The 20,587-nt window shown below is 61.8% G+C and carries 14 protein-coding genes; 5 read left to right on the forward strand and 9 right to left on the reverse strand.

Going from position 1 to position 20,587, the window contains the following annotated elements:
• Window positions 1–2: 2 nt before the first annotated feature.
• Genes GAL01_RS03315 through GAL01_RS03335 form a run of 5 tightly spaced genes read right to left on the reverse strand, consistent with a single transcriptional unit; the run spans window position 3 to window position 9,407 of the window.
• Entirely contained in the window at window positions 3–2,438 is a 2,436-nt protein-coding gene (locus tag GAL01_RS03315) for an ABC transporter permease (RefSeq protein WP_062030952.1), read from the reverse strand.
• A gap of 5 nt (window positions 2,439–2,443) precedes the next feature.
• Entirely contained in the window at window positions 2,444–4,900 is a 2,457-nt protein-coding gene (locus GAL01_RS03320) for an ABC transporter permease (RefSeq protein ID WP_062030954.1), read from the reverse strand.
• 5 nt (window positions 4,901–4,905) lie between these two features.
• Window positions 4,906–7,338: an ABC transporter permease gene (locus GAL01_RS03325; RefSeq protein ID WP_062030956.1), complete on the reverse strand. Its 2,433-nt coding sequence runs from the start codon at window positions 7,336–7,338 to the stop codon at window positions 4,906–4,908.
• A 39-nt stretch (window positions 7,339–7,377) separates the two neighbouring features.
• A complete protein-coding gene (locus GAL01_RS03330) occupies window positions 7,378–8,061 on the reverse strand; it encodes an ABC transporter ATP-binding protein (RefSeq protein ID WP_062030958.1) in 684 nt (227 codons plus the stop codon).
• Window positions 8,062–8,087: 26 nt separating this feature from the next.
• Window positions 8,088–9,407, reverse strand: coding sequence for an efflux RND transporter periplasmic adaptor subunit (locus GAL01_RS03335; RefSeq protein WP_231865377.1), 1,320 nt, complete (start codon window positions 9,405–9,407; stop codon window positions 8,088–8,090).
• Between the two features lie 157 nt (window positions 9,408–9,564).
• Between GAL01_RS03335 and GAL01_RS03340 the strand changes: the two genes are divergently transcribed.
• Complete coding sequence (locus GAL01_RS03340) at window positions 9,565–10,773, forward strand: sigma-54-dependent transcriptional regulator (RefSeq protein WP_062030960.1); 1,209 nt, start codon at window positions 9,565–9,567, stop codon at window positions 10,771–10,773.
• Entirely contained in the window at window positions 10,774–11,994 is a 1,221-nt protein-coding gene (locus GAL01_RS03345; protein ID WP_062030962.1) for a sensor histidine kinase, read from the forward strand.
• Window positions 11,995–12,003: 9 nt separating this feature from the next.
• On the opposite strand, the gene GAL01_RS03350 is transcribed toward GAL01_RS03345, so the two are convergent.
• Genes GAL01_RS03350 through GAL01_RS03365 form a run of 4 tightly spaced genes read right to left on the reverse strand, consistent with a single transcriptional unit; the run spans window position 12,004 to window position 15,786 of the window.
• Window positions 12,004–13,068, reverse strand: a complete 1,065-nt coding sequence (locus GAL01_RS03350) for a sulfate/molybdate ABC transporter ATP-binding protein (RefSeq protein ID WP_062030964.1) — start codon at window positions 13,066–13,068, stop codon at window positions 12,004–12,006.
• Window positions 13,065–13,883, reverse strand: a complete 819-nt coding sequence (locus tag GAL01_RS03355; RefSeq protein ID WP_062030966.1) for a sulfate ABC transporter permease — start codon at window positions 13,881–13,883, stop codon at window positions 13,065–13,067. Before GAL01_RS03355 ends, GAL01_RS03350 begins: the two co-directional genes overlap by 4 nt.
• A complete protein-coding gene (cysT, locus tag GAL01_RS03360) occupies window positions 13,880–14,740 on the reverse strand; it encodes a sulfate ABC transporter permease subunit CysT (RefSeq protein ID WP_373317659.1) in 861 nt (286 codons plus the stop codon). Before cysT ends, GAL01_RS03355 begins: the two co-directional genes overlap by 4 nt.
• Window positions 14,741–14,751: 11 nt before the next feature.
• Window positions 14,752–15,786, reverse strand: a complete 1,035-nt coding sequence (locus GAL01_RS03365; protein ID WP_062030968.1) for a sulfate ABC transporter substrate-binding protein — start codon at window positions 15,784–15,786, stop codon at window positions 14,752–14,754.
• A 268-nt stretch (window positions 15,787–16,054) separates the two neighbouring features.
• Here GAL01_RS03365 and GAL01_RS03370 point away from each other — a divergent pair, with 268 nt between their 5' ends.
• From GAL01_RS03370 to GAL01_RS03380, 3 genes are all read left to right on the forward strand, one after another.
• A complete protein-coding gene (locus GAL01_RS03370) occupies window positions 16,055–17,059 on the forward strand; it encodes a formylglycine-generating enzyme family protein (RefSeq protein ID WP_062030970.1) in 1,005 nt (334 codons plus the stop codon).
• Window positions 17,060–17,061: 2 nt separating this feature from the next.
• Window positions 17,062–19,086: a sulfatase family protein gene (locus GAL01_RS03375; protein ID WP_062030972.1), complete on the forward strand. Its 2,025-nt coding sequence runs from the start codon at window positions 17,062–17,064 to the stop codon at window positions 19,084–19,086.
• Between the two features lie 86 nt (window positions 19,087–19,172).
• The gene (locus GAL01_RS03380) at window positions 19,173–20,570 is read left to right on the forward strand and encodes a sulfatase family protein (protein WP_062030973.1); all 1,398 of its coding nucleotides are present in this window, start codon (window positions 19,173–19,175) and stop codon (window positions 20,568–20,570) included.
• The last annotated feature ends 17 nt before the right edge of the window (window positions 20,571–20,587 follow it).

Consider the following 20,587-nt stretch of genomic DNA (forward strand, 5'->3'; position numbering starts at 1 on the left):
TGTTACTGGGAGCTGAGAGCGATGGCGGGCGCGCTTCGGGCACCGCGGCGGATCTGGAGCAGGGTGGTGAGTGTGGCGAGCGTCAGCACGATCAGCGCGGTCAGGGCGAAATAGAGCGGGGAGAGGCTGATGCGCCGGTCGAACCCGGACAGCCAGCCCCGCATCACCCACCAGGCGACCGGCCAGGCGATGAGGTTTGCGATCAGGACGGGGCGCAGGAATTGCAGCACCAGAAGCCGTGTGACCTGTTGTGCCGTTGCGCCGAGCACCTTGCGGACGCCGATCTCGAACAGGCGGCGTCGCACGTTGAACACGGCAATGCCGTACAGACCGATGCAGGAAATCGACAGCGTCACGAAGGACGCGACGATCATCAGCGTTCCGCGCTGCTGTTCGGGCCGTGTGTCGTCGTCGATGATGTCGCCGACACTGCGCAGGTTCAGTGCGCTTTCGGGATAGACCTGCTTCCACACCGTGGCGATCGCAGTCCGGACAGCGTTTTCGGGGGCGTGGTCAAAGCGGACGGAGAGCACGCCGTAACCGATCGGGCCGGACACGGCGTAATACAGTGCGGGCGTGACACTGGCGCGGCTGTTTTTGAACCGCATGTCCGCGACCACGCCGATGATCGTCTGGATGTCCTTGTTGTGCAGCGTGATGGGCGTTCCGATGGCGCTGGCAGCGTCTGCAAAGCCGAGCGCACGGATGGCGGACTCGTTGAGGACGACGTTGTGGGCGCCGAATGTCCAGGTCTGCCCGGCCAGAAAGCTGTCGAACGGTGCGACCGGCATTGCGCGGCTGTCATAGTCGTGGCTCGTGTCGAACAGACGACCGGCGAGGAGATGTGCGCCCCAGACAGGCAGCGTGGAGGGCTGCATTGCGATTACGGCCAGTAGGGGAGGCGGGGCTGAACGTCCCGGACGGGTCGTATCGAATGTCATGCCTGCGGTGCCGCCGCCGGGTGCGTCGTCCGAAATTGTGACGCCGGTGACGCCGGGAAGGCCGCGGACGAGATCGCTCAGGCGTTGCTGGCGAAGGCGCTCGGCCTGTTCGTTCGGCAGATAGCTCATCAGGAGGCCGGACTGGTGAAAGCCGCGATCCATCGTCTGGAGCAGATGGGTCTGGCGCGAGATGACCAGTGTGCAGATCGTCAGCGTCACGGCAAAGGCAAACTGCACGACGGTCAGCCCCTCACGCAGACGGCTGCCAAGACGCCCGCTTCCCGGCATCCGGGCCGAGGCGAGCACGGCCGCCGGGCGGAAGCGTGAGAGCATCCAGGACGGATAGGCGCCCGCGCAGGCCCCGCCGATGATTGCGGAAGCCAGCAGCAGGGGCAGCGCGAAACCAAAATCGAGGCCGACCGGCCAGCCGCTCAGAGTGCTGATCCAGGGGAGGGTCAGTTCGGTCAGGACGAGCGCGATGACGGCCGCGATCAGGGCCAGACCGATGGCCTCCGCCGTGAAAGACAGTCCCAGTGTCAGGACCGTGGCGCCCAGCACCTTGCGCATCGCGACTTCCCGCGCGCGGGTTGCGGCAAGGGCTGTGGAGAGCGTGACGAAATTGACCAGTCCCGCCCCGAGTGCGAGCAGCCCGACGACATCGAGAATGATCGGCAGGCGTTTGTCTGTTCCGCCCCAGCCCAGGGTCGCGTCGAAGAAATGGAGCGTCGTGAGGGGGCGTACGCGAATTTTGAACGCCTTGGCGTCGTCGGACAACAGTCCGGCGGCATGACGCTGTACGATACCACTGAGAAGATCGGGCAGCTGGGACGCAACAGCTGGCGCAACCCGCACCCAGGTCTCGGCTGCGCTCATTTCCCACGAGGACCCGGCCTGCATTTCGGATGCGGAGGTCGGGACGAGAAGATCGAACTGTGGCGTGGTGTTCGGCGGCAGGTCCTTCAGGACGCCGGTGACATGGAGCCGTTCGGTCCGGCCCTTCTGCGTGATGTCCAGCGTCTTCCCAAGAACATCGTGATCCCGGCCGAAGAAACGCCGCGCCTGCATGCGTGTCAGCACCACGCCTTCAGGAACAAGGGCCGTGCGCGGATCGCCCTCCGCCAGCGGGAGCGTGAATACATCGAACAGGTGAGCATCCGTCCGGGCGATGAAAACGTCCCAGGCGTTGTCATTGATGCGGACGGTCGCTCCGGAGAAGCCACGCAGGATCGCGGTTGCGTTCCAGTCCGGATGCTCCGCGCGGAGTGCGTCGATCAGCCGGATGCTGGAGACCGGGACTTCTTTGTCGGAGAAGGCATCCAGCCGGTAGATGTGCTCCGCATCGGGGATCCAGCGATCGAAGGTGAATTCGTAACGTACGATCAGCGCAAGCGTCAGGAACGTCGCCATGCCGAGCGCCATGCCCAGCACGTTCAGCGTTGTGAACAGGCGGCGCTGGAGGATGCCGCGCCAGAAAACGAGGGCGATATGGGAAAGCATGGCGTTTACTCCGCTCTGAGCGCGCGGGCCGGTTCGGCACGGGCGAGGCGCAGGGTCTGTCCGAGGACGGTGAGGGCGGCGATGAGGAGCGTCACAAGGACGACGGCTGCGAAATCGAGCCAGGACAGCGCGATGCGCTGATGGAAACCGGACAGCCAAGAGCGCGCCACGAACAGGGCCGGAAGGGCTGCCATCGCGCAGGCCAGCAGGACAGGGCGCAGGAAATCACCGAGCATGAGGGTCAGCACGTTGTTGGTCGTGGCCCCGAGCGCTTTGCGGATTCCGACCTCATGGGTCCGCTGCAGGGCCGTGAAGGAAGCCAGACCGTACAGACCCAGACAGGCGATGAAGATTGCGATGCCCGAGGCGATGGAGAACATCCATCCCCGGCGCTGCTCCGTAATGTAAAACGTGGACATGCGGTCCTGCACCGTGCCGAAGCCGGTCGGATCATTAGGAAAAACCGGGTCCCAGGCCGATTTGAGACGCGTTTTCATGATGTTTTCGGGCACGCCCGAGAAGCGGACCGACGCGTGGGGGTAATCGAGGGCGGCGGTTGAATTGAACGTGATCTGTGGCGAGACGTCATCGCGGGCGGAGACGAAGCGCATGTCTTCCATGACGCCGATGACCCGCAGCGTGACGGGACCGCTTTTGAGGGGCGTGCCTATGGCGCTTTCCGGTGAGGCAAAGCCCAGCCGGGAGATGGCCGTGCGGTTGAGGACGACGTTCCATGTTTTTCCGGACGACTTGTGGAACGCTTCGTCGCCGGGGCTGTCGTCTTCGCCATGGCTGTTGTCGAACCACCGGCCTGCAAGCATGCGGGGGCGATAGGTCGTGGCGTAGTCTCCGACGACCGTATCGCCGAGGACATGAATGTCTTCGTGATGGGGGCCGACAGGCGTCACGTTGAAGCGGTGGCGGTTGTCGATGTTCGGGGTTAGCTCTGACAGCGATGCGGAGACGACGCCTAGCGTATGGCGCAGGGCTTCGAGAATTGCCCGCTGCTTTCCGATGTCGCTCGTCATGATGTCGGAGCTGATGAGAATGCCGTCACGGGCAAAGCCGAGATCCTGTGACTGCATGAAATGGGCCTGCCGGTTCACCACCAGCGTGCAGATGGCGAAAGCCACCGCGAAGGCGAACTGCACGATGACGAGACCGTTCCGCAGGTGCGTTGCCCCGCGTCCGTCAGACGGCATGCGCGTGGCCGCCAGAACATGCGCGGGCTGATGGGATGACAGGATGAGTGCGGGGTAAATTCCGCAGGCGAGACCGGTGAGCAGCACGACCGCGAGGAGGAAGGGAAGCGTGAAGCCGTAATCCATATGCAGAGTCGTCCCCGTCAGGGCGGCCGTGAAGGGCAGGGCGATCTCGCACAGCGCAAGCGCGAGTGCTCCGCCAATGGCGGTACTGGCGATCGCTTCGCCGACGAACTGGACAAACAGCGTCTTTCGCGTGGCGCCGAGCGTCTTGCGGATGGCGACCTCCCGCGCCCGAAGGCCAGAGCGGGCCGTGGCGAGATTGATGGCGTTAAGCACTGCAAGGAGAAGCGCGAGCGCGCCGATCAGTGCGAGAATATTCACCACTGAGCGATCGGTCGCGTCATCGCCCGCGACAACATGCAGGTCATTGAAATGCGTCTCGCGCAGGCTGACGAGGGACAGGGCAAAACGACGTTCGGGGTGGACGCCTTCGCTGACGTCGTCATTCGCCGTGCCAGAGGCATGGTCGATCACGAAGCGGGTCAGGTTCCGTGCGATGGCGGTACGGTCGGCTTTGTTCCGCACGCGCAGGAAGATATTGCCCGAGCTTGAGCCCCAGCGTGTGAACTGTGGTTTCTGCATTTCATCGGACGGGAAGGGCGTGATGGCATCCGGGGCGATCGTGACCGGACCCGCGGCACGTGCCAGCACGCCTGTAACCGTCTGGCGGGTGTGATGCCCTTCATGATCGGCTGTGATCGTGCGCCCGATCACGTCCGTTGTGCCGAACAGGGCCTGTGCCTTGGCGGCGGATAGAACGATGGCGTCAGGTCTGCTCAGGGCCGAACGCGGGTCGCCGTGCTCAAGCGGGAGGGCGATGACATCGAAAAAGGACGTGTCCACCAGGGACGTCCCGGCCGCGACGCTTCGGTCGCCGTTATGGAGCTGGTAATCATCCGCCTCATAGCGCGTCGCATCAACGACCTGTGGGAAATCGGTGTGCAGGAACGGAAAGGCGATGAACGGGACATCGCCATATTCCTGCGGTGCGCTTCCCGGGAATATAAGATGGGAGTCCAGCCGAAGGACATGCGCCGCGTCGGGAATGGTCGCGTTGAAGCTGTATTCGTAGCGGACCTGAAGGGTCAGCACGAGGCAGACCGCCATGCCGAGCCCCAGCCCGATGACGTTGAGCGCCAGATACAGCGGCTGACGACGGGCCTGACGGAGGATGCTGCGCAGGATGGCGAGAGGCATGACGGTCACTCCGCGCGCAGGGCACGGGCAGGCTCGGCCCGGGCGACACGCAAGGTCTGGAACAGGACGGTCAGGGCGGCGACAAGCAGTGCCGCCACGAAAACCGAGGCGAAATAAAGGGGGGAGAGGGTGATGCGCGCCTCGAAGCCGGACAGCCAGTTCCGCATCGCCATCCATGCCAGGGCACAGCCGATCAGCCCTGCACCCACGACAGGCCTGAGGAACTGGCCCATCAGCAGAGCCAGAACGCGGCCGGTCGTGGCACCCAGCGTCTTGCGGATTCCGACTTCGAGCATCCGGCGGGCGACGGTGAAGGAGGCAAGAGCGTACATGCCCATCACCGCGATGAAGATGGCAACGCCCGCGCCGATAGCCAGAAGCTCGCCGCGCTGTTCGTCGTCACGATAGTCATTGGACAGCAGATCGGTGGCCAGCAAGGCCCGGAATGCGAGACCGGGTGCTCTTTGCCGCCAGATCGCCTGAAGAGCGGTTTTAACATCCTGTTTCGGACGGTTTTCAAAGCGGATGCCCGCGCTTGCGAAGTGTTTGGGTTTTGAGGAGTAGAAGTAAATCGAGGGGACGTTTTCCCAGCGGGCGGAGCCGAGGCGCACGTTGTTCACCACGCCAATCACCTGCCATGAGGTCTGGCCGGTATCCTTGCGGATCGTCTGGCCCAGTGCGGCTTCCGGCGTCGCGTAGCCCAGTGCGCGTGCGGAACTGACATCAATGATGACTGAGTGCGTGCCATCCCCTTTCTGCTGGTCATCTTCGCCATGTGCGTCGTCGAACAGACGTCCCGCGATCAGGTGAAGTCTGAACAGCCGGAAATAGTCGCGGCCGACATCCTGCCATTCGAGATGGGGGCGACGGTCAGGAGCGTTGACGGGAAAGAAATAATCCGCGGCGGAGAACCCGAAACCGCCTGGCATGGTATAAAGACTGGACACCGTCGTCACGCCGGGAATGCTGCGAAAAGCGTCCATGAGTGCCAGTTGTGTGGCCGCTGGGCCGACATTGTCGATGAATGGAATGAATGCCAGCCCGCTGCTTTCGAAACCGCGATCCATGTCCCGCACAAAATTGGACTGGCACAGGATCACCATGCTTGAGGCGCTCAATCCGATTGCAAAGCCGAACTGCATGACCACCAGCCCGAGACGGACGATGGCGCCAAGGCGGCCCATTGTTGCCATACGCGAGGCCGCAAGGACTTTTGCGGGCTGGTAGGATGAAAGCCAGAGCGCCGGATAGGCGCCCGCCATCAGGCCTACGATGACCGTCAGCCCCATAAGTGCCGGCAGCAGAAGGCTGTAAGGAATCACGATGTCCCAGCCTCCCAGCGCGTTGACCGTCGGAATGGCGATTTCAATCAGGGCCAGGGCCGGGATTGCTGCGCACAGAACAAGCAGCATCGCTTCGCCCATGAACTGGACGATCAGATCGCTCCGTGTTGCGCCGAGCGTCTTGCGCATCGCCACTTCGCGTGCGCGGAGCAGCCCGCGGGCGGTGGACAGATTGATCGTGTTGATGAGGGCGGAAAGGAGCGCCAGAACGCCAATGAGGCCCAGCATGATGACCCCACTCCGGCTGGCGTCCGACGCGCCGAGCGTCCCGTCAAGGAAATGTACGGAAGGCAGTCCGCGGACCCGCCAGTCCCGTAATTCCCCTTTCTCCCGGACCCGTGTGGGGACATGGTCGTTGGAAAACTGCACCATCGCATTCTGCATGTGTCTGGCGTCGGAGGGGCTGCGGAGACGAAAGAAGAGATATCCGCCCTCGATCCCCCATTCCATGAAAGCCGGGGAGGCCAGCATCGTACTGTCGATCGGGATCAGCATGTCGGGTCTGAGCGTCGTATTGCCCGGGACCGGGCCGAGAACACCGGTTACGGTGAGGTCCGCCTTACGGCCGTCGTGATCGACACTCAGCCTGCGTCCGACCACGTCGACAGTATGGAAATAGGCCTGTGCGCGTTCCTCTGAAAGAACGATGCTGTTTGGTGCCGACAGCGCGGTGGCCGCATTGCCGCGGATGAGAGGGTAGGGCAGGGTCGCGAAGAAATCGGGATCGACATAGAGCGCATTGGACGAGTGGATATCGTCCGGCGTGATGATGGAAATACCCTCCGGGCGGATGCGCGTGGCATGTGTGATTTCGGGGAAAGCTGTCCGGAGCGCGTCGTAAACCCGGAAAGGGGCATCCGCGATTTCCGCCGGTTTCCCGTCGGACGCATTGACGGCGTCCAGTCGATAGATGTTGCCTGCATCGGTGAGCCACCGGTCGAACGTGAATTCGTAGCGGACGATCAGCCCAAAGGTGAGGCAGGTCGCAAGCCCCAGGGCCAGGCCCGCGATGTTGATGGCCGTATAGAGCCGATGATGGCGCATCTGGCGAAAGAAGGCCGTGAAAACAGGGGAAATTTGCGCGGCGGATGTCATCGTGAAGGTTCCAACCCAAAGGCGTATGTGGGTTCCAGATCAGATCGCGTTGCGGACTGACACCACGACCTGTCCGTCCAGCATGTCGATGCGGCGGCGGGCGAGGTCAGCGTGGCTTGGGGAATGTGTGACCATGATGATGGTGGCGCCCTCGTCGTTCAGGCGCTGGAGGATGTCCATCACCTGTGCGCCGTTTTCGGTGTCGAGGTTGCCCGTCGGTTCATCGGCCAGGATCAGGCTGGGTTCGCCCACGATGGCGCGGGCGATGGCCGCACGCTGCTGCTGGCCGCCGGAGAGCTGGGACGGGTAATGTCGCGCACGATGGGCAATACCGACATGGTCCATGGCATGGGACACACGGCTTTGCCGCTCGGCTTTGGGCATGTTGCGATAGATCAGGGCGAGTTCGATGTTCTCCTCGATCGTCAGTTCGTCGATCAGGTTGAAGCTCTGGAACACATAGCCCAGATGTTCGCGGCGGAATTTCGCCAGTTCGGCTTCGTTCATCGCTGTCAGTTCATGGTCGTCGAAGCGGTATGAGCCGCCGGTTGGCCGGTCGATCGTGCCGAGGATGTTGAGCAGCGTGGATTTTCCGCAGCCTGAAGGGCCCATGATCGCGACGAACTCGCCTTTCTCGATCTGGAGGTCGATCTCGTGCAGGGCGGTCGTTTCCACCTCGTCGGAGCGATAAAGGCGCTGGATGTGGGAGAGGTCGATCAGCATGGTGTGTGGTCCTGCAATGCGTTGTGTCAGTGGATCGCGAGGTGACTGAAATTCTTGTAGGAATTGTAGGAAGAGACGATCACCCGGTCGCCGTCATGCACGCCGCCCGTGATCTCGACCTGTTCGGGATTGCGGCGACCTGACGTGATTGACACGCGGTCTGCGCCATGATCGCCCGAGGCCATGACGAAGGCGGAGGAGCCGCCGCTGGCCTCCAGCCATGCGCCGTTGGGCAGGACGAGCGCGCGATGGGTTTCTCCGAGCGTGATGCGCAGATCGACGCTCTCTCCGCGCCGCAATCCGGCTGGTGGCGGTCTGTCGAAAGTCAGTTCCGCGCGGAACTGACCGTTCGTAACCTGTGGGTGAACCCGTGAGACGGTCATGGGCAGTTTCGTGTCGCCCAGATCGGCTTCGGCACGCTCGCCGACGGCGACGCGGCCCAGATAGAATTCATCAATATCCGCATCGAGCCTGTACTGGCCTTCGCTGTCGATCTGTCCGATCTTGTCTCCGGCCTTGAGAGACTGTCCCGGCTGGAGATCGAAATTGGTCAGGCGTCCAGCCAGCGGGGCACGGAGGTCGAGCGCTCCGAGACTGGCTTCCACCACGTCCAGATTGGAGCGCAGGCGCTGGGCTTCCTCGTCGATTTCGCCACCCTGCCGGTCCGCGACTTTCAGGTCCTGCGTCAGGGCGCTCTCGAGGCGTTTCAGGCGCTGGGCGTAATAGTCTGCCTCGTCGCGGTAGGACTGGACGTTGGCGTCGGATTCAAAACCCTGATCGTGCAACTGCTGGCGGATGGAGAGTTCGCGCTGGGCCTTAAGCAGATTGTAGCGGGCCTCCGCGCGCTGTGTTTCTTCGGTCGTGCGCGTCTGTTGCAGGGCGAGGCGCTGGGCGCTGACTGCTCCGAGCTGGCTTGCGATCTGGGCTTCGCGGGAGGTGACGTCGAGCTGGAGCTGAGGGTTGGTCAGATGCGCCAGAACGTCTCCCTTTTTCACGAGCGCGCCGTCCTTTGCCACGACTTCGGACACTTCGCCGCCCTGAATGGCATCAATGAAGGTCACGTTGAGCGGGGCCACGGTGGCGCGGACGGGAAGGTAGTCGAGAAATGGCGCGGACCGGACGGTCGCAACTGTTAACTGGTCCTGGGAGACCGAAAGCGTTCCCGATGCCGGGACGAGTCGCCACCCGGCCCAGATCAGGCCCGCAACCGCGACGGGGGCACCATAACGCAGAGCCCGCCGGGACAGGATCCTGCTCCGCGATGGGGCGACTGCCCGGTCCATGACGGCACCGGATGCAGGGCGGAGTGCGGCGTTCGGCGGGGCTTTGGAAACGGGTTGATCCATGCACTGTTTCTCCTGTTGGCAAACAGTGTATCATGGTGGAAATGGAATTTAACTTATTGATAAATAACGATAAAATTGATTCTGATTTTACGGGTATGTCCGGTTTCGAACAGGGTGTCCGGAACCGGACACCCCTGAGAGGTCTGTCAAGATCATAATGAACGCAATCCGAAACGAATCGGGGGAATCCGCCCCTCCGGCACCGTGTCTTCTTTTCGTTGATGACGATCGCGATGTGCAGGTTGCGGCCCGTCTGCTGTTCCGTCGCAGCGGGCTGGACATTCTTTCCGCGCATGGGGCGGATGAGGCGTTGACGCAGCTGGCGTCGTTTCCTGTCGATCTCGTGCTGCTCGATCTCAATTATACGAAAGGAATGACTGCTGGTGCCGAAGGGCTGGCCCTGCTCAGGGACATGCTGGTCCTGCGTCCGGACCTGCCGGTGATTGTCGTGACCGGCCATAGTGGCGTGACGATTGCTGTTGCGGCGATGCGCGCGGGGGCTGTCGATTTCGTTATGAAGCCCTGGAATAACGAGCGCCTTCTGGCGCTGGTCGAGGGGACGCTGAAGAAATGCCGGGCCTGTCAGGCGAGTGAGGCGGAACCCGCTCTGATTGTAGCGTCCGATGATCTGAGGAGGACCGTTGCCGAAGCGGACCGTCTGGCTGTGACCCGCGCGTCACTGATCATCACGGGTGCGCCGGGTGTCGGGAAGATGCTGCTGGCGCGGCGCATTCATGCTCTTTCTTATGAAGACGATCCTGCGGTGATGCTCCGTGCGGAGGATTGCGAGGCTTTGCCGGAAGGGCGGGGAACGTGGATCTTTCGCAATATCGAGGCGCTGTCTGCGCGCATGCAGCGCCGTCTGGCGGACAGGCTGGACGCACGCGTGGCACCCCGGGTGATTGCTCTGTCCTCGCGCGATCATGCGAATCTGGAGGATATGCTTGATCCGCGGCTGATGCTGCATCTGGGAATGGTCGGACTGACCCTTTCTCCCCTCCACGGGCGAGCGGACGATATCGTTGCTCTGAGCGCGCATTTCCTGCGGTATTTCGCGGCCCGGCATGGACTTGCCGAACCTCGAATGGACGAGAGCCGGCTTCGGTTGCTGTGTGAGGAAGAGTGGTCTCAGAATGTGCGCGGTCTGCGTGCGTTGGTTGAGCGGGCTGTACTCACCGGGACATGGGAAACGGCTTCCGAAGAGGCCGAAGCGGTTCCGAACACAGCGCTGACGCTGCGCGATACCGAGCGATCCCTGATCGAGACGGCGTTGCGCAAGCATGGATTCAATGTGACGCAGGCTGCGCGGGAACTGGGTCTGACCAGACCGGCGCTGTATCGTCGTATGGCACGGTACGGGCTTTAGATGCGCGCTGTGGCTGAGACGTTCCTGCGGCTTTGCGGTATCGTGGCGGCCTGTCTGCTGACTATTCCGGCCTGGCAGCGGGGGTTTTATGCGACGGCCCTGCTGTCTGCCTGCGTGGGGCTGATCTGTGCGGGGTCCGTTGTCGCGGCGCAGATCCGGGTGACGCGGCGTCTGAAACGGCACGAGCCTTCCGTCGTGCGTCCAGTTGATCGGGAAAAGCTGCGGAACCGGGCGCTGCTCGATCATGCGCCTGTGCCGCTTCTGGTCCAGTATGTGGATGGGACTCTGCATGCGGCCAATCGTGCGGCGCGGCGTCTGTTCATGACGGAAGGGGTCCTGCGTGAGCCACCCGAAGCTCTCATTGCGGCTTTGGAGAAGGAGGCGTCGGGGCCGGAAAAACGCCTGATCCGTCTGCCATCCGCCGGGAGTGCGCCGCGGGTCTATGCGCTGTCGGTCGGAAAAGGTGCCGGGGCAGGAGGGATTGTTGCGTATCTGGCGCTCACGGACATCGAGGCCGGGTTGAACGCTGCGGAAGCTCAGGCGCTGCGTGATCTTCTTCAGGTGCTCAGCCACGAGATCATGAATTCCCTCACACCCATCGTTTCCCTGTCCGCCACGGCCGAGGAGCTGTTTTCCGAATGCCGGGGACCGGCAGGCAGCAGCCATGAGACCGCGCCATTGATTGCGGAGGCTCTTGGGACGATCCGGCGTCGTGCAGAGGGGCTGGATCGTTTCGTGCGCGGCTATCGCGATCTGGCGCGTTTGCCCAGACCGGATCTGAAACCCGCAGACCTTGGCGCGCTGGTGCGTGAAATTGCCACGCTTTTTATGGCGCGCTGGGGCGCGCGCGCGGTGCTTGACGTGGTGGTGCCTGCGGGGCGGCTCATGGTCCGGCTTGATGCCGCGCAGATGGAGCAGGCGCTCATGAATCTTCTGAACAACGGGGCCGAGGCTGCTCTGGGACAGTCTGCACCCCGAGTGCAACTGGCTGTTGAAATGGCCGATCATGCCGTTCTGATCAGAATCCGCGATAATGGTTCAGGGATTGATGCAGCGCTGCGGGAACAGGTTTTCGAGCCGTTCGTCTCGTTCAAGGCGGGCGGCAACGGGATCGGACTGCCTCTGGCACGCCAGATTGTCAGGGGACATGGCGGGACGCTGGTCCTGAGCCAGGCTGGCGAGCGATCGGAATGGACGACGACCTTTGACGTGCAGATATGAATGGCCCGCTCAGGCTGGCTTCGGAGGGTCTTCTGACGCAGCAGCGGGATAGAAAATTTTTCCGCGGCTGATGTCGACGCGGACATTCTGCATCTCCTGTGGGGAGAGGTCTGTGGGTGTAATCATTTCAAATGCGGCCTCGGCGGTAACGATCTGGTAGCGGAAAAGCCCGTTGGAAAAATGGGGGCGTTTTTCCACGGAAGCCTGTCCAGCCCCGGGCAGGAGGAAGACGTCATGTGGGCGGATAAAAGCGGTCGCGTTTCCGTCTGGCCCCTCGAACGGGAAAGGGGCGATGTCGGGGTTGTCCGGAACGAACTGACCAGACCGGACGGTACCCTGAAATTTGAGGGTTTCGCCCAGAAACTCCATCACAAAGGGCGTTTGGGGGGCAGCATTCAGGGTGGAGGCTTCGGCGGCCTGAACGATGCGGCCCTCCTGCATGACGACGAGCGTGTCTGCGACGTCCATGGCTTCTTCGTGGTCATGGGTGACGAGAATGGTCGTCAGGTTCATCCGGTCGTGCAGGTCCCGGAGCCAGCGGCGGATGTCACGGCGGACCAGAGGGTCCAGGGCGCCGAAGGGTTCATCGAGCAGGAGAAGTCTGGGGCCGGTTGCCAGTGCGCGGGCAAGGGCCACGCGTTGTCTCTGGCCGCCGGAAAGCTGGTCCGGATAGGCTTTTGCGAGATGGGGAAGCTGGATGAGGTCCAGAAGTTCGGTGACGCGGCGCTGGATGGCGGCGCGATCGGGGCGCCGCGCGCGGGGCAGGACGTCGAGGCCAAAGGCGATGTTCCGGGCCACGGTCATGTGTCGGAACAGGGCATAGTTCTGGAAGACGAACCCGATGCCCCGGTCCTGTACGGGGCGGTCGTGGATGGGAAGGCCGTCGATCAGAAGCGTGCCTTCGGAATGGGAGGAAAGGCCTGCAATGGCTCTGAGCAGGGTGGTTTTTCCGGCTCCGGATGGCCCGACAAGCGCGACGAACGCGCGGTCTTCGACGGTTAGCGCGATGTTATCGAGCAGTTTGCGCGAAGAGCGGGGGGCGTATTGCGTGAAGGCTTCGAGAGTGATGCTCATGGATGCTGTTTTCTGAAAGAACGCTCGAGAAACATGCGGATCAGGACCGTTGTCATTGCGACAAGGACGAGAAGGGCCGCCATCGCGAAGGCTGCTACGGACTGGTAGCCGTTATAGAGGGTCTCGATATGGAGCGGCATGGTTTCGGTGACGCCGGGGATGTGGCCGGAGATGACGGCGACTGCGCCGAATTCCCCCATGGCGCGGGCTGTCGTGAGAAGAACTCCCGAAAGAAGCGCCCAGCCTGCGTCTGGGAGTGTGACGTGGATCAGGGTTTTCCAGAAGCCCGCGCCGAACAGGAAGGCGGCTTCTTCGGCGGCACGGCCCTGCTGTTCCATATAGGGCATGAGGGTACGCGCGACGTAGGGGAAGGTTACGAAGAGCGTCGCAAGAACGATGCCGGGGACGGCGAAGGCGATGTGCAGGCCGTGATGGCCGAGCCAGTTTCCCCACCATCCCTGTCGGCCGAAAAGCAACAGCCAGACCAGCCCCGCAATCACGGGAGAAACGCTGATGGGAAGTTCGATCAGGCTCACCAGAAGGCGGGCACCTCGGAAGTCGTACTTCGTCAATGTCCAGGCCGCAGCGATGCCGCCTGCCGTGTTGATGACCGTCACGATGGCGGTGACGCAGGCGGTCAGGCGGATGGCGGATCGGGCTTCCGGGTCTTTCAGTGTTTCAAAAGCCGTATGCAGGCCCTGACGCAGGGCTTCGTGCAGGATCAGGGCCACAGGCAGGACGATGAGAAGACCGATTATGGTGTAGCTGAGCAGGGTCAGGACAATGGGGATTATCCGGGAAGACTGACTGGTCATGCGCTGTCCTCGCGGACCAGTCCGGAAGAAACCGAACGACGCAGATGGCTGACGGCAACGAGGCAGAGCAGGGCCGTGACGAGCAGGATCAGCGCGATTGAGGTTGCGCCATCATAGTTGAATTCCTGAAGCCGCATGACAATCAGCAGCGGTGTGACCTCGCTGTGGAAAGGCTGGTTGCCCGCAATGAAGATGACGGAGCCGTATTCCCCGATGCCCCGTGCAAAGGCGAGCCCTGCACCGCTCAGAAGCGGGGGGGCGAGAGCGGGCAGGAGAATACGGCAGAAACGCTGCCATCCCGATGCGCCCAGAAGGAAAGCGGCTTCTTCGACATCTTTGGGAAAGCTGCGAAGCACGGGTTCGACGGAGCGGACGATGAAAGGCAGTCCGATGAAGGTCAGCGCGATGACAATCCCGGCGGGAGAAAAGGCGAGTTTCAGTCCCAATTTTCCTGCAGGGGCGCCGATCCATCCGCCGGGGCCGTAAAGGGTGGCCAGAGCGATGCCGGTCACGGCTGTGGGAATTGCGAAGGGGAGGTCGATCAGGGCGTCTACGGCGCGATGGCCGGGCGGGCGGTAGCGGACGAGGGTCCAGGCCAGCAGCAGGCCGATCGGCAGGTCAATGAGGACCGCCAGGAAGGCGCAGATAAAACTGACCCGCAGGGCGGCATACATGCGTGCGTCATGCAGCGCATGGAGCATCGGGCCGATGCCGTGCTGCCAGGGCCGGAGCAGCAGGGCCGTCAGGGGGAGCACGACGAGCAGCCCGGTCCAGAGCAGGGTCAGGCCCAGCGACAGTGAAAAGCCGGGTAATGTCTGGCGTCGGCGCGGGAAATAACGCAGGCCCGTCACGGTCAGGGGTTTCACACTCAGTGGCTGTAGATCTGGTCGAACACGCCGCCGTCCGAGAAATGGGCTTTCTGCAGGCGGGTCCAGCCGCCCAGGCTGGCGACGTCGAAGGTTGTGGTGTGTGGGAAGACTGCGGCTGTTTCGGCCTGAATCGCAGGGTCCACGGGGCGGAAATAGTGTCTGGCGCCGATCCGCTGGCCTTCTGGGGAGAACAGGAAGTCCAGATAGGCGCGAGAGACGGCTTCGGTTCCGTGTTCCTGCACGTTGCGGTCCACGGTGGCGACGGGAGGTTCGGCGAGAATGGTGAGGGGGGGCACAACAATATCGAATTTGTCCGGCCCCAGATCGCGCGAGGCCAGCAGGGCTTCGTCTTCCCATGCGATCAGAACATCGCCCAAGCCGCGCTGGACGAAGCTGTTGGTGGCGCCACGCGCGCCCGTATCAAGAACGGGGACATGCGCAAAGAGCGCTTTAAGGTACGCTGTTGCGGACTGTTCCGTCCCGCCGGGCTGATGGAGTGCCCAGCCCCATGCGGCCAGATAGTTCCACCGTGCGCCCCCGGATGTCTTGGGATTTGGGGTAACAACCTGAATGCCGTCGCGGATCAGATCGGGCCAGTCGTGGATGTTCTTTGGATTGCCTTTACGCACGAGGAACACGATCGTGCTGGTATAGGGTGTTGAATTGTGCGGCAGGCGTTTCTGCCAGTCTGTAGCCAGAAGGCCGTTCTGGGCCAGAATATCAATATCGTATGCGAGACCCAGCGTTACGACATCCGCTGGTGCGCCCTCCAGAACCGAGCGTGCCTGCGCGCCGGAGCCGCCATGTGATGACGTTACGACAACGCTGTCTCCGCTATGGGTCCGGGACCAGAAGGCCGGGAAGGCATGGTTGATGTCGCTGTAAAGCTCGCGCGTCGGGTCATAGGACACATTCAGAAGGTGGTAATCCGCAGCATGTGCGGCGGACAGGCACGGACCTGCGATGAGGGCTGCGGCGAGAGCCAGTGTTCCTTTGAGGGTGTAACGGCGGGACGACAGGATTTTCATGGCCATGAGCCTTCGGGAGCAGGGGAATGTCGGGTCGATCTGTATAACAAAAACAAAACGTTATTAATTAAAACAACGATATCATTTTGATTATAGATCTGCCTATTGCCGTCAAGCGTGTCCCGGATCGATTCTTGAAAATCGGCTGAAAAACAAAGATTTCATAAGAAAACAGAACGATTCTGCAACGCGGGATTGAAAACGCCGAAGGGTTTGTGTTTTCAATAACTATGAAATAGAGTTTTTAAAAAATAAAACTATCAGGATCAGTTTAATGACCTTCGGCTCCGCTTCTGCTCACCCGAAAAAAGCGTGCTGCGTTCCGCAGGCGGCACGGGCGTCTTCGCGCGCGCTGTCCGTTCCGGTGTTTCAGGACCGTCAGCCCTGCCGTGTCTCGGGCTATGAGGACATGGTGCTGATCGGGGAGGGGACGCACCAGATTGGCGCTGATGATTCCGAAACCCATGTCGCGGATGGCGAGGGGCCGGTCCGGCTCGTGGAGGTCAATGCTTTCTGGATCGACAGATATGCCGTCAGCAACCGGCAGTTTGCGGCCTTTGTCGCAGCTACGGGGTATGTGACGGAAGCTGAAGCGGAGGGGTGGTCGTTCGTTTTCGAAGGAGTGGCGACGGCGACAGCAAAGAAGCGCCGTCTGCGCGGTTCTGTTCCGCAGACGCCGTGGTGGCTGCCGGTCCGTGGCGCGCAGTGGCGTCATCCTGAAGGGTCGGGGTCGCATATTTCGGCCCGGCAGGATCATCCGGTCGTGCATGTGTCGTGGAATGATGCGGCCGCCTATGCGGTCTGGGCGGGCAAGCGTTTGCCGACGGAAGCGGAATGGGAAATTGCCGCGCGGGGCCGGATGCAGAATTTCCGTTACCCCTGGGGAAATGAACTGCGTCCTGATGGGGAGGCGCAGTGCAACATCTGGCAGGGACGTTTCCCTGATGAGAACACCCGGCAGGATGGGCATGTGACGACCGTGCCCGTTACCGCATTTCCGCCGAATGGATACGGCCTTTACAACATGGTGGGCAATACGTGGGAATGGTGCTCCGATTTCTGGAGCCCGGTCTGGCATCAGGCTGAAAATGCCCTGACGCGATGCAATCCTTCAGGACCACCCGAGGGGACGGACAGGGTGATCCGGGGGGGATCGCATATGTGCCATCATTCCTATTGCAACCGGTATCGCAATTCGGCACGGACCCATACGACGCCTGACAGCTCTCTCGGTCATATCGGTTTCAGATGTGCGTCATCGGCTGTGGTGGATCTGTGAGTATGGATCGACCCTCCAGAGCGGTGAGCCGCCGTCATCTTCTGGCGACGACGGGCGCGGCCGGTGTGGCGTTTTCGGCCGGTGCTGGTGCCAGGGCGAAGACCATCTCTGCCGCGTCAGAGACCCCGGCAGACCGGAAGCCGAACATTATCTGGATCGTCTGCCATGATATCCATGCGCCTCTTCTGGGATGTTACGGCAACCCTCTGGCGGTGACGCCGACGATTGACGCGCTGGCCCGCGAGGGAAACCGCTTTGACAGCGTCTATGCCACCGCCCCGGTCTGCTCTCCGTCGCGTTTCTCGCTGGTCACGGGGCTGTATCCGCAAAGCTGTGGACCGGCGGAAAACATGCGCGCTGTGGCCCGCATTGCAGGACAGTTCGAGAGCCTTCCGGAACTGATGCGTGGGGCGGGGTATTACTGCACCAATAACGTCTTTACCGACTACAACTGTGACCTTGATCCTGCGATGATCTGGGATGAGTGTTCGGTGATAGCGCACTGGCGGAACCGCCCGGCGGGGAAACCCTTTTTCTCGGTCTACAATTATCTCATCACGCATGAATCCCATCTGTTTGAGACGGGCGCGACCGTGACTGATCCTGCGCAGGTCCATATTCCGCCCTATCTGCCGGACACGCCCGATATCAGGGATTCTATTGCGCGCAACATCGACATGGTGAACCGGCAGGACAGGGCTGTGGCTCATATTCTGGACGAGCTTGAACAGGACGGTCTGGCTCAGGACACGATCGTCATGTTTTTCGCCGATCATGGCGGGGTGCAGCCCAGAACGAAGCGCTACTGTTATGAAGGGGGGCTGCACGTGCCTCTGATCGTGCGGTTTCCAAAGAAATTCCAGCATTTTGCGCAACGTGCGGCCGGGCAGGTCAGTCCGGATCTTGTGAGTCTGGTGGATATGGCGCCGACGACACTGTCGCTGGCAGGGGCAGCAATTCCCCGACATATGCAGGGACAGCCGTTTCTGGGGCAGCACGTTCCCCCGCCACGCGAACATGTGTTCAGCGGTCGCAACCGGATGGATGAACGGCTGGATCTGATACGAACGGTCCGGAGTGGGCGTTACCGCTATATCCGCAACTACATGCCGCATCGCATTTACGGACAGCATAATGCGTATGAGTGGAAAGGTCGCGGTTACCAGTCGTGGGAAGAGGAGTGGCTGGCGGGGCGCCTTGATCCCGTTCAGGCAGCCTTCTGGCAGGCCAAGCCGGGTGAGGAGCTTTATGATCTTGCGGATGACCCGCATCAGATCAGCAACCTGATCGACGATCCGGCGCACCAAGCTGCACTGCAACATCTGCGTGGTGTGCTGGATGCGCAGATGATTGCGATCAACGATAATGCGTTCCTTGCGGAAGGGCTGCGACATCAGGGGTATCAGGCAAGCCGCGAGCCTGGCGCTTATCCGTTGCCTGCGCTGATGGCGCTGGGGGCGAAGGTGATCCAGCGTAGCGCGGAACATCTTCCGGCGTTCAGGGCCTCTCTTGGAAATGACAGCGAAGCCGTGCGGTACTGGGCGGCTACGGGTATTCTTGCGGTGCAGACGCCGCTGGATGCCCGGACCACTCATGATGTGGCATTGGCATTTGGAAAAGAGCCGTCTGTGGTGATCAGGGCTGTGCTGGGTGAAATTCTGCTGAATGGCCCCGATGCTGCTCAGGCCATCGACTGGGTTGCGGGAAAGATCGCGCAAACGGGTGATCCGGAGAGGGCCCTGGCTGCGGTTCTGGCCGCGACTTATGGGCGGAACGTGCGCTCTCCCGCCGTAACGCCGGCTGTTCAGGCGGCCCTGACGACGCGTGTTTCGCCGCCTGATGTGCAGGGTGTTCTGGGGCTTTTCGCGGTACGGGCCGCCGCGCGGTATCTCAGCGAAAAACGCGCCGGAACCTATACGCCGCGTCTGAAACAGCCGTCCGATTTTGATGCAGCCTCCATGCAGAGCCCGGCAGGAAAGAAGCTGGTGGCGGCCATGGGAGGCAGGATCAGCGATCCGCAGATCTAGAGGCTGCGGGAAGAAAATCTCAATTCTCTCATGCCTTTCGCAAAGCTTTTGGCTCTGCGCAGGGCCAGAATATCCGCAGGAATATCATGGTACAGGTCAGACGTCGCACCCTTCTTGCCTCAGGCGGAGGCGCCTTCGTGACAAAAGGATATGGGCAGTCCCTTCCGAAAGGCAGGTGGACGAATATTCTCTATATTCATTCCCATGACAGCGGGCGGGCGCTCGAGCCCTATGACAGCGCGGTCTCTACTCCGGAAATAGCCTCTCTGGCGCGTGAGGGCGTGACGTTCCGGCAGGCGTTCAGTGCGGCACCGGTCTGCTCTCCCAGTCGTGCGGCTCTGCTGACCGGTCAGTCTCCCCATTGTTCCGGAATGATGGGGCTGGCGCATCGGGGTTTCAGGCTGAACGATCCGCGGCAGCTCCTTTTCCGGGACCTGCAAAAATTCGGATATCAGGCCGTGTTGACAGGGATGCAGCATGTTGCCGCTGATCCAGACACGCTGGGGTATGACAGGAACCTTGCCTATCGCGACGAGAGCGGGAAATGGCGTGCGGAAGCTTCTGTGGTGGCACCCATAGCCGAGCGGTTTCTGGACAGCCGGCCCAGACAGCCGTTTTTTCTGGATGTCGGATTTTTCGAGACGCATCGGGAGTATCCGGACCCGACACCCGCGGATCTGGAGCGTGTGCGAAGCGTTCCGCGTCCATTACCCGATACGTCGGAAATCCGCCATGATTTCGCGGCGTTCGGAGCAAGCGCCCGTCAGTTGGATGCGGGTGTGGGGCGGGTTTTGCGGGCTTTGTCCAGAAATGGTTATGACCGCAACACGCTGGTTATTTTCGTCACGGATCATGGCATCGCTTTTCCGGGCATGAAATGCAACCTGACGGATGACGGGATCGGAACGGCACTGATCATGCGGGGGCCGGGCCTGGCCGTGGGGCATCAGTCGGACGTGATGATCTCGCAGATTGATGTTTTTCCGACAGTTTATGATTACCTGGGCATCCCGCGTCCTTCCTGGCTTGCGGGGCAGTCTTTCCTCCCGGTCTTGCAGGGCAGTCAGGTGGAAATCCGGGATGCCGTCTATGCCGAGATGACATATCACGCGTCTTATGAGCCGATGCGGGCCGTCCGGACGCAGCGATGGAAATATATTCGCAGATTTGGAAGTCGCAGGCAGCCCGTACTGCCGAACTGCGATGACAGTCCCAGCAAGTCCGTCTGGGTCGAGGCAGGATGGCCGGATCATCGTCTGCCTGAAGAGGCTCTTTATGATCTGACGTTCGATCCTGTGGAAACCGGTAACCTGTGTCACGATCCGCAGTACGGAGACGTTCTGCGGGAGATGCGAAAACGCCTGAGGCGCTGGATGCAGGAGACGCAGGACCCGCTTCTCAAAGGGCCTGTGGCGGCTCCGGTGGGGGCGGTTGTCAATCCGCCCGATGGTCAGTCCCCTTCGGAACCGACGGTGCCTGCCTGAGAAGGAAGGGCTGGCGT

The organism is Gluconobacter albidus (genome assembly GCF_002723915.1).
GTDB classification, from domain to species: Bacteria; Pseudomonadota; Alphaproteobacteria; order Acetobacterales; family Acetobacteraceae; genus Gluconobacter; species Gluconobacter albidus.

Coding starts and splice junctions, on each gene's coding strand:
- GAL01_RS03315 (WP_062030952.1), bottom strand. CDS start 2,438: ATGCTTTCCCATATCGCCCTCGTTTTCTGGCGCGGCATCCTCCAGCGC.
- GAL01_RS03320 (WP_062030954.1), bottom strand. CDS start 4,900: ATGCCTCTCGCCATCCTGCGCAGCATCCTCCGTCAGGCCCGTCGTCAG.
- GAL01_RS03325 (WP_062030956.1), bottom strand. CDS start 7,338: ATGACATCCGCCGCGCAAATTTCCCCTGTTTTCACGGCCTTCTTTCGC.
- GAL01_RS03330 (WP_062030958.1), bottom strand. CDS start 8,061: ATGCTGATCGACCTCTCCCACATCCAGCGCCTTTATCGCTCCGACGAG.
- GAL01_RS03335 (WP_231865377.1), bottom strand. CDS start 9,407: ATGGATCAACCCGTTTCCAAAGCCCCGCCGAACGCCGCACTCCGCCCT.
- GAL01_RS03340 (WP_062030960.1), top strand. CDS start 9,565: ATGAACGCAATCCGAAACGAATCGGGGGAATCCGCCCCTCCGGCACCG.
- GAL01_RS03345 (WP_062030962.1), top strand. CDS start 10,774: ATGCGCGCTGTGGCTGAGACGTTCCTGCGGCTTTGCGGTATCGTGGCG.
- GAL01_RS03350 (WP_062030964.1), bottom strand. CDS start 13,068: ATGAGCATCACTCTCGAAGCCTTCACGCAATACGCCCCCCGCTCTTCG.
- GAL01_RS03355 (WP_062030966.1), bottom strand. CDS start 13,883: ATGACCAGTCAGTCTTCCCGGATAATCCCCATTGTCCTGACCCTGCTC.
- GAL01_RS03365 (WP_062030968.1), bottom strand. CDS start 15,786: ATGGCCATGAAAATCCTGTCGTCCCGCCGTTACACCCTCAAAGGAACA.
- GAL01_RS03370 (WP_062030970.1), top strand. CDS start 16,055: ATGACCTTCGGCTCCGCTTCTGCTCACCCGAAAAAAGCGTGCTGCGTT.
- GAL01_RS03375 (WP_062030972.1), top strand. CDS start 17,062: ATGGATCGACCCTCCAGAGCGGTGAGCCGCCGTCATCTTCTGGCGACG.
- GAL01_RS03380 (WP_062030973.1), top strand. CDS start 19,173: ATGGTACAGGTCAGACGTCGCACCCTTCTTGCCTCAGGCGGAGGCGCC.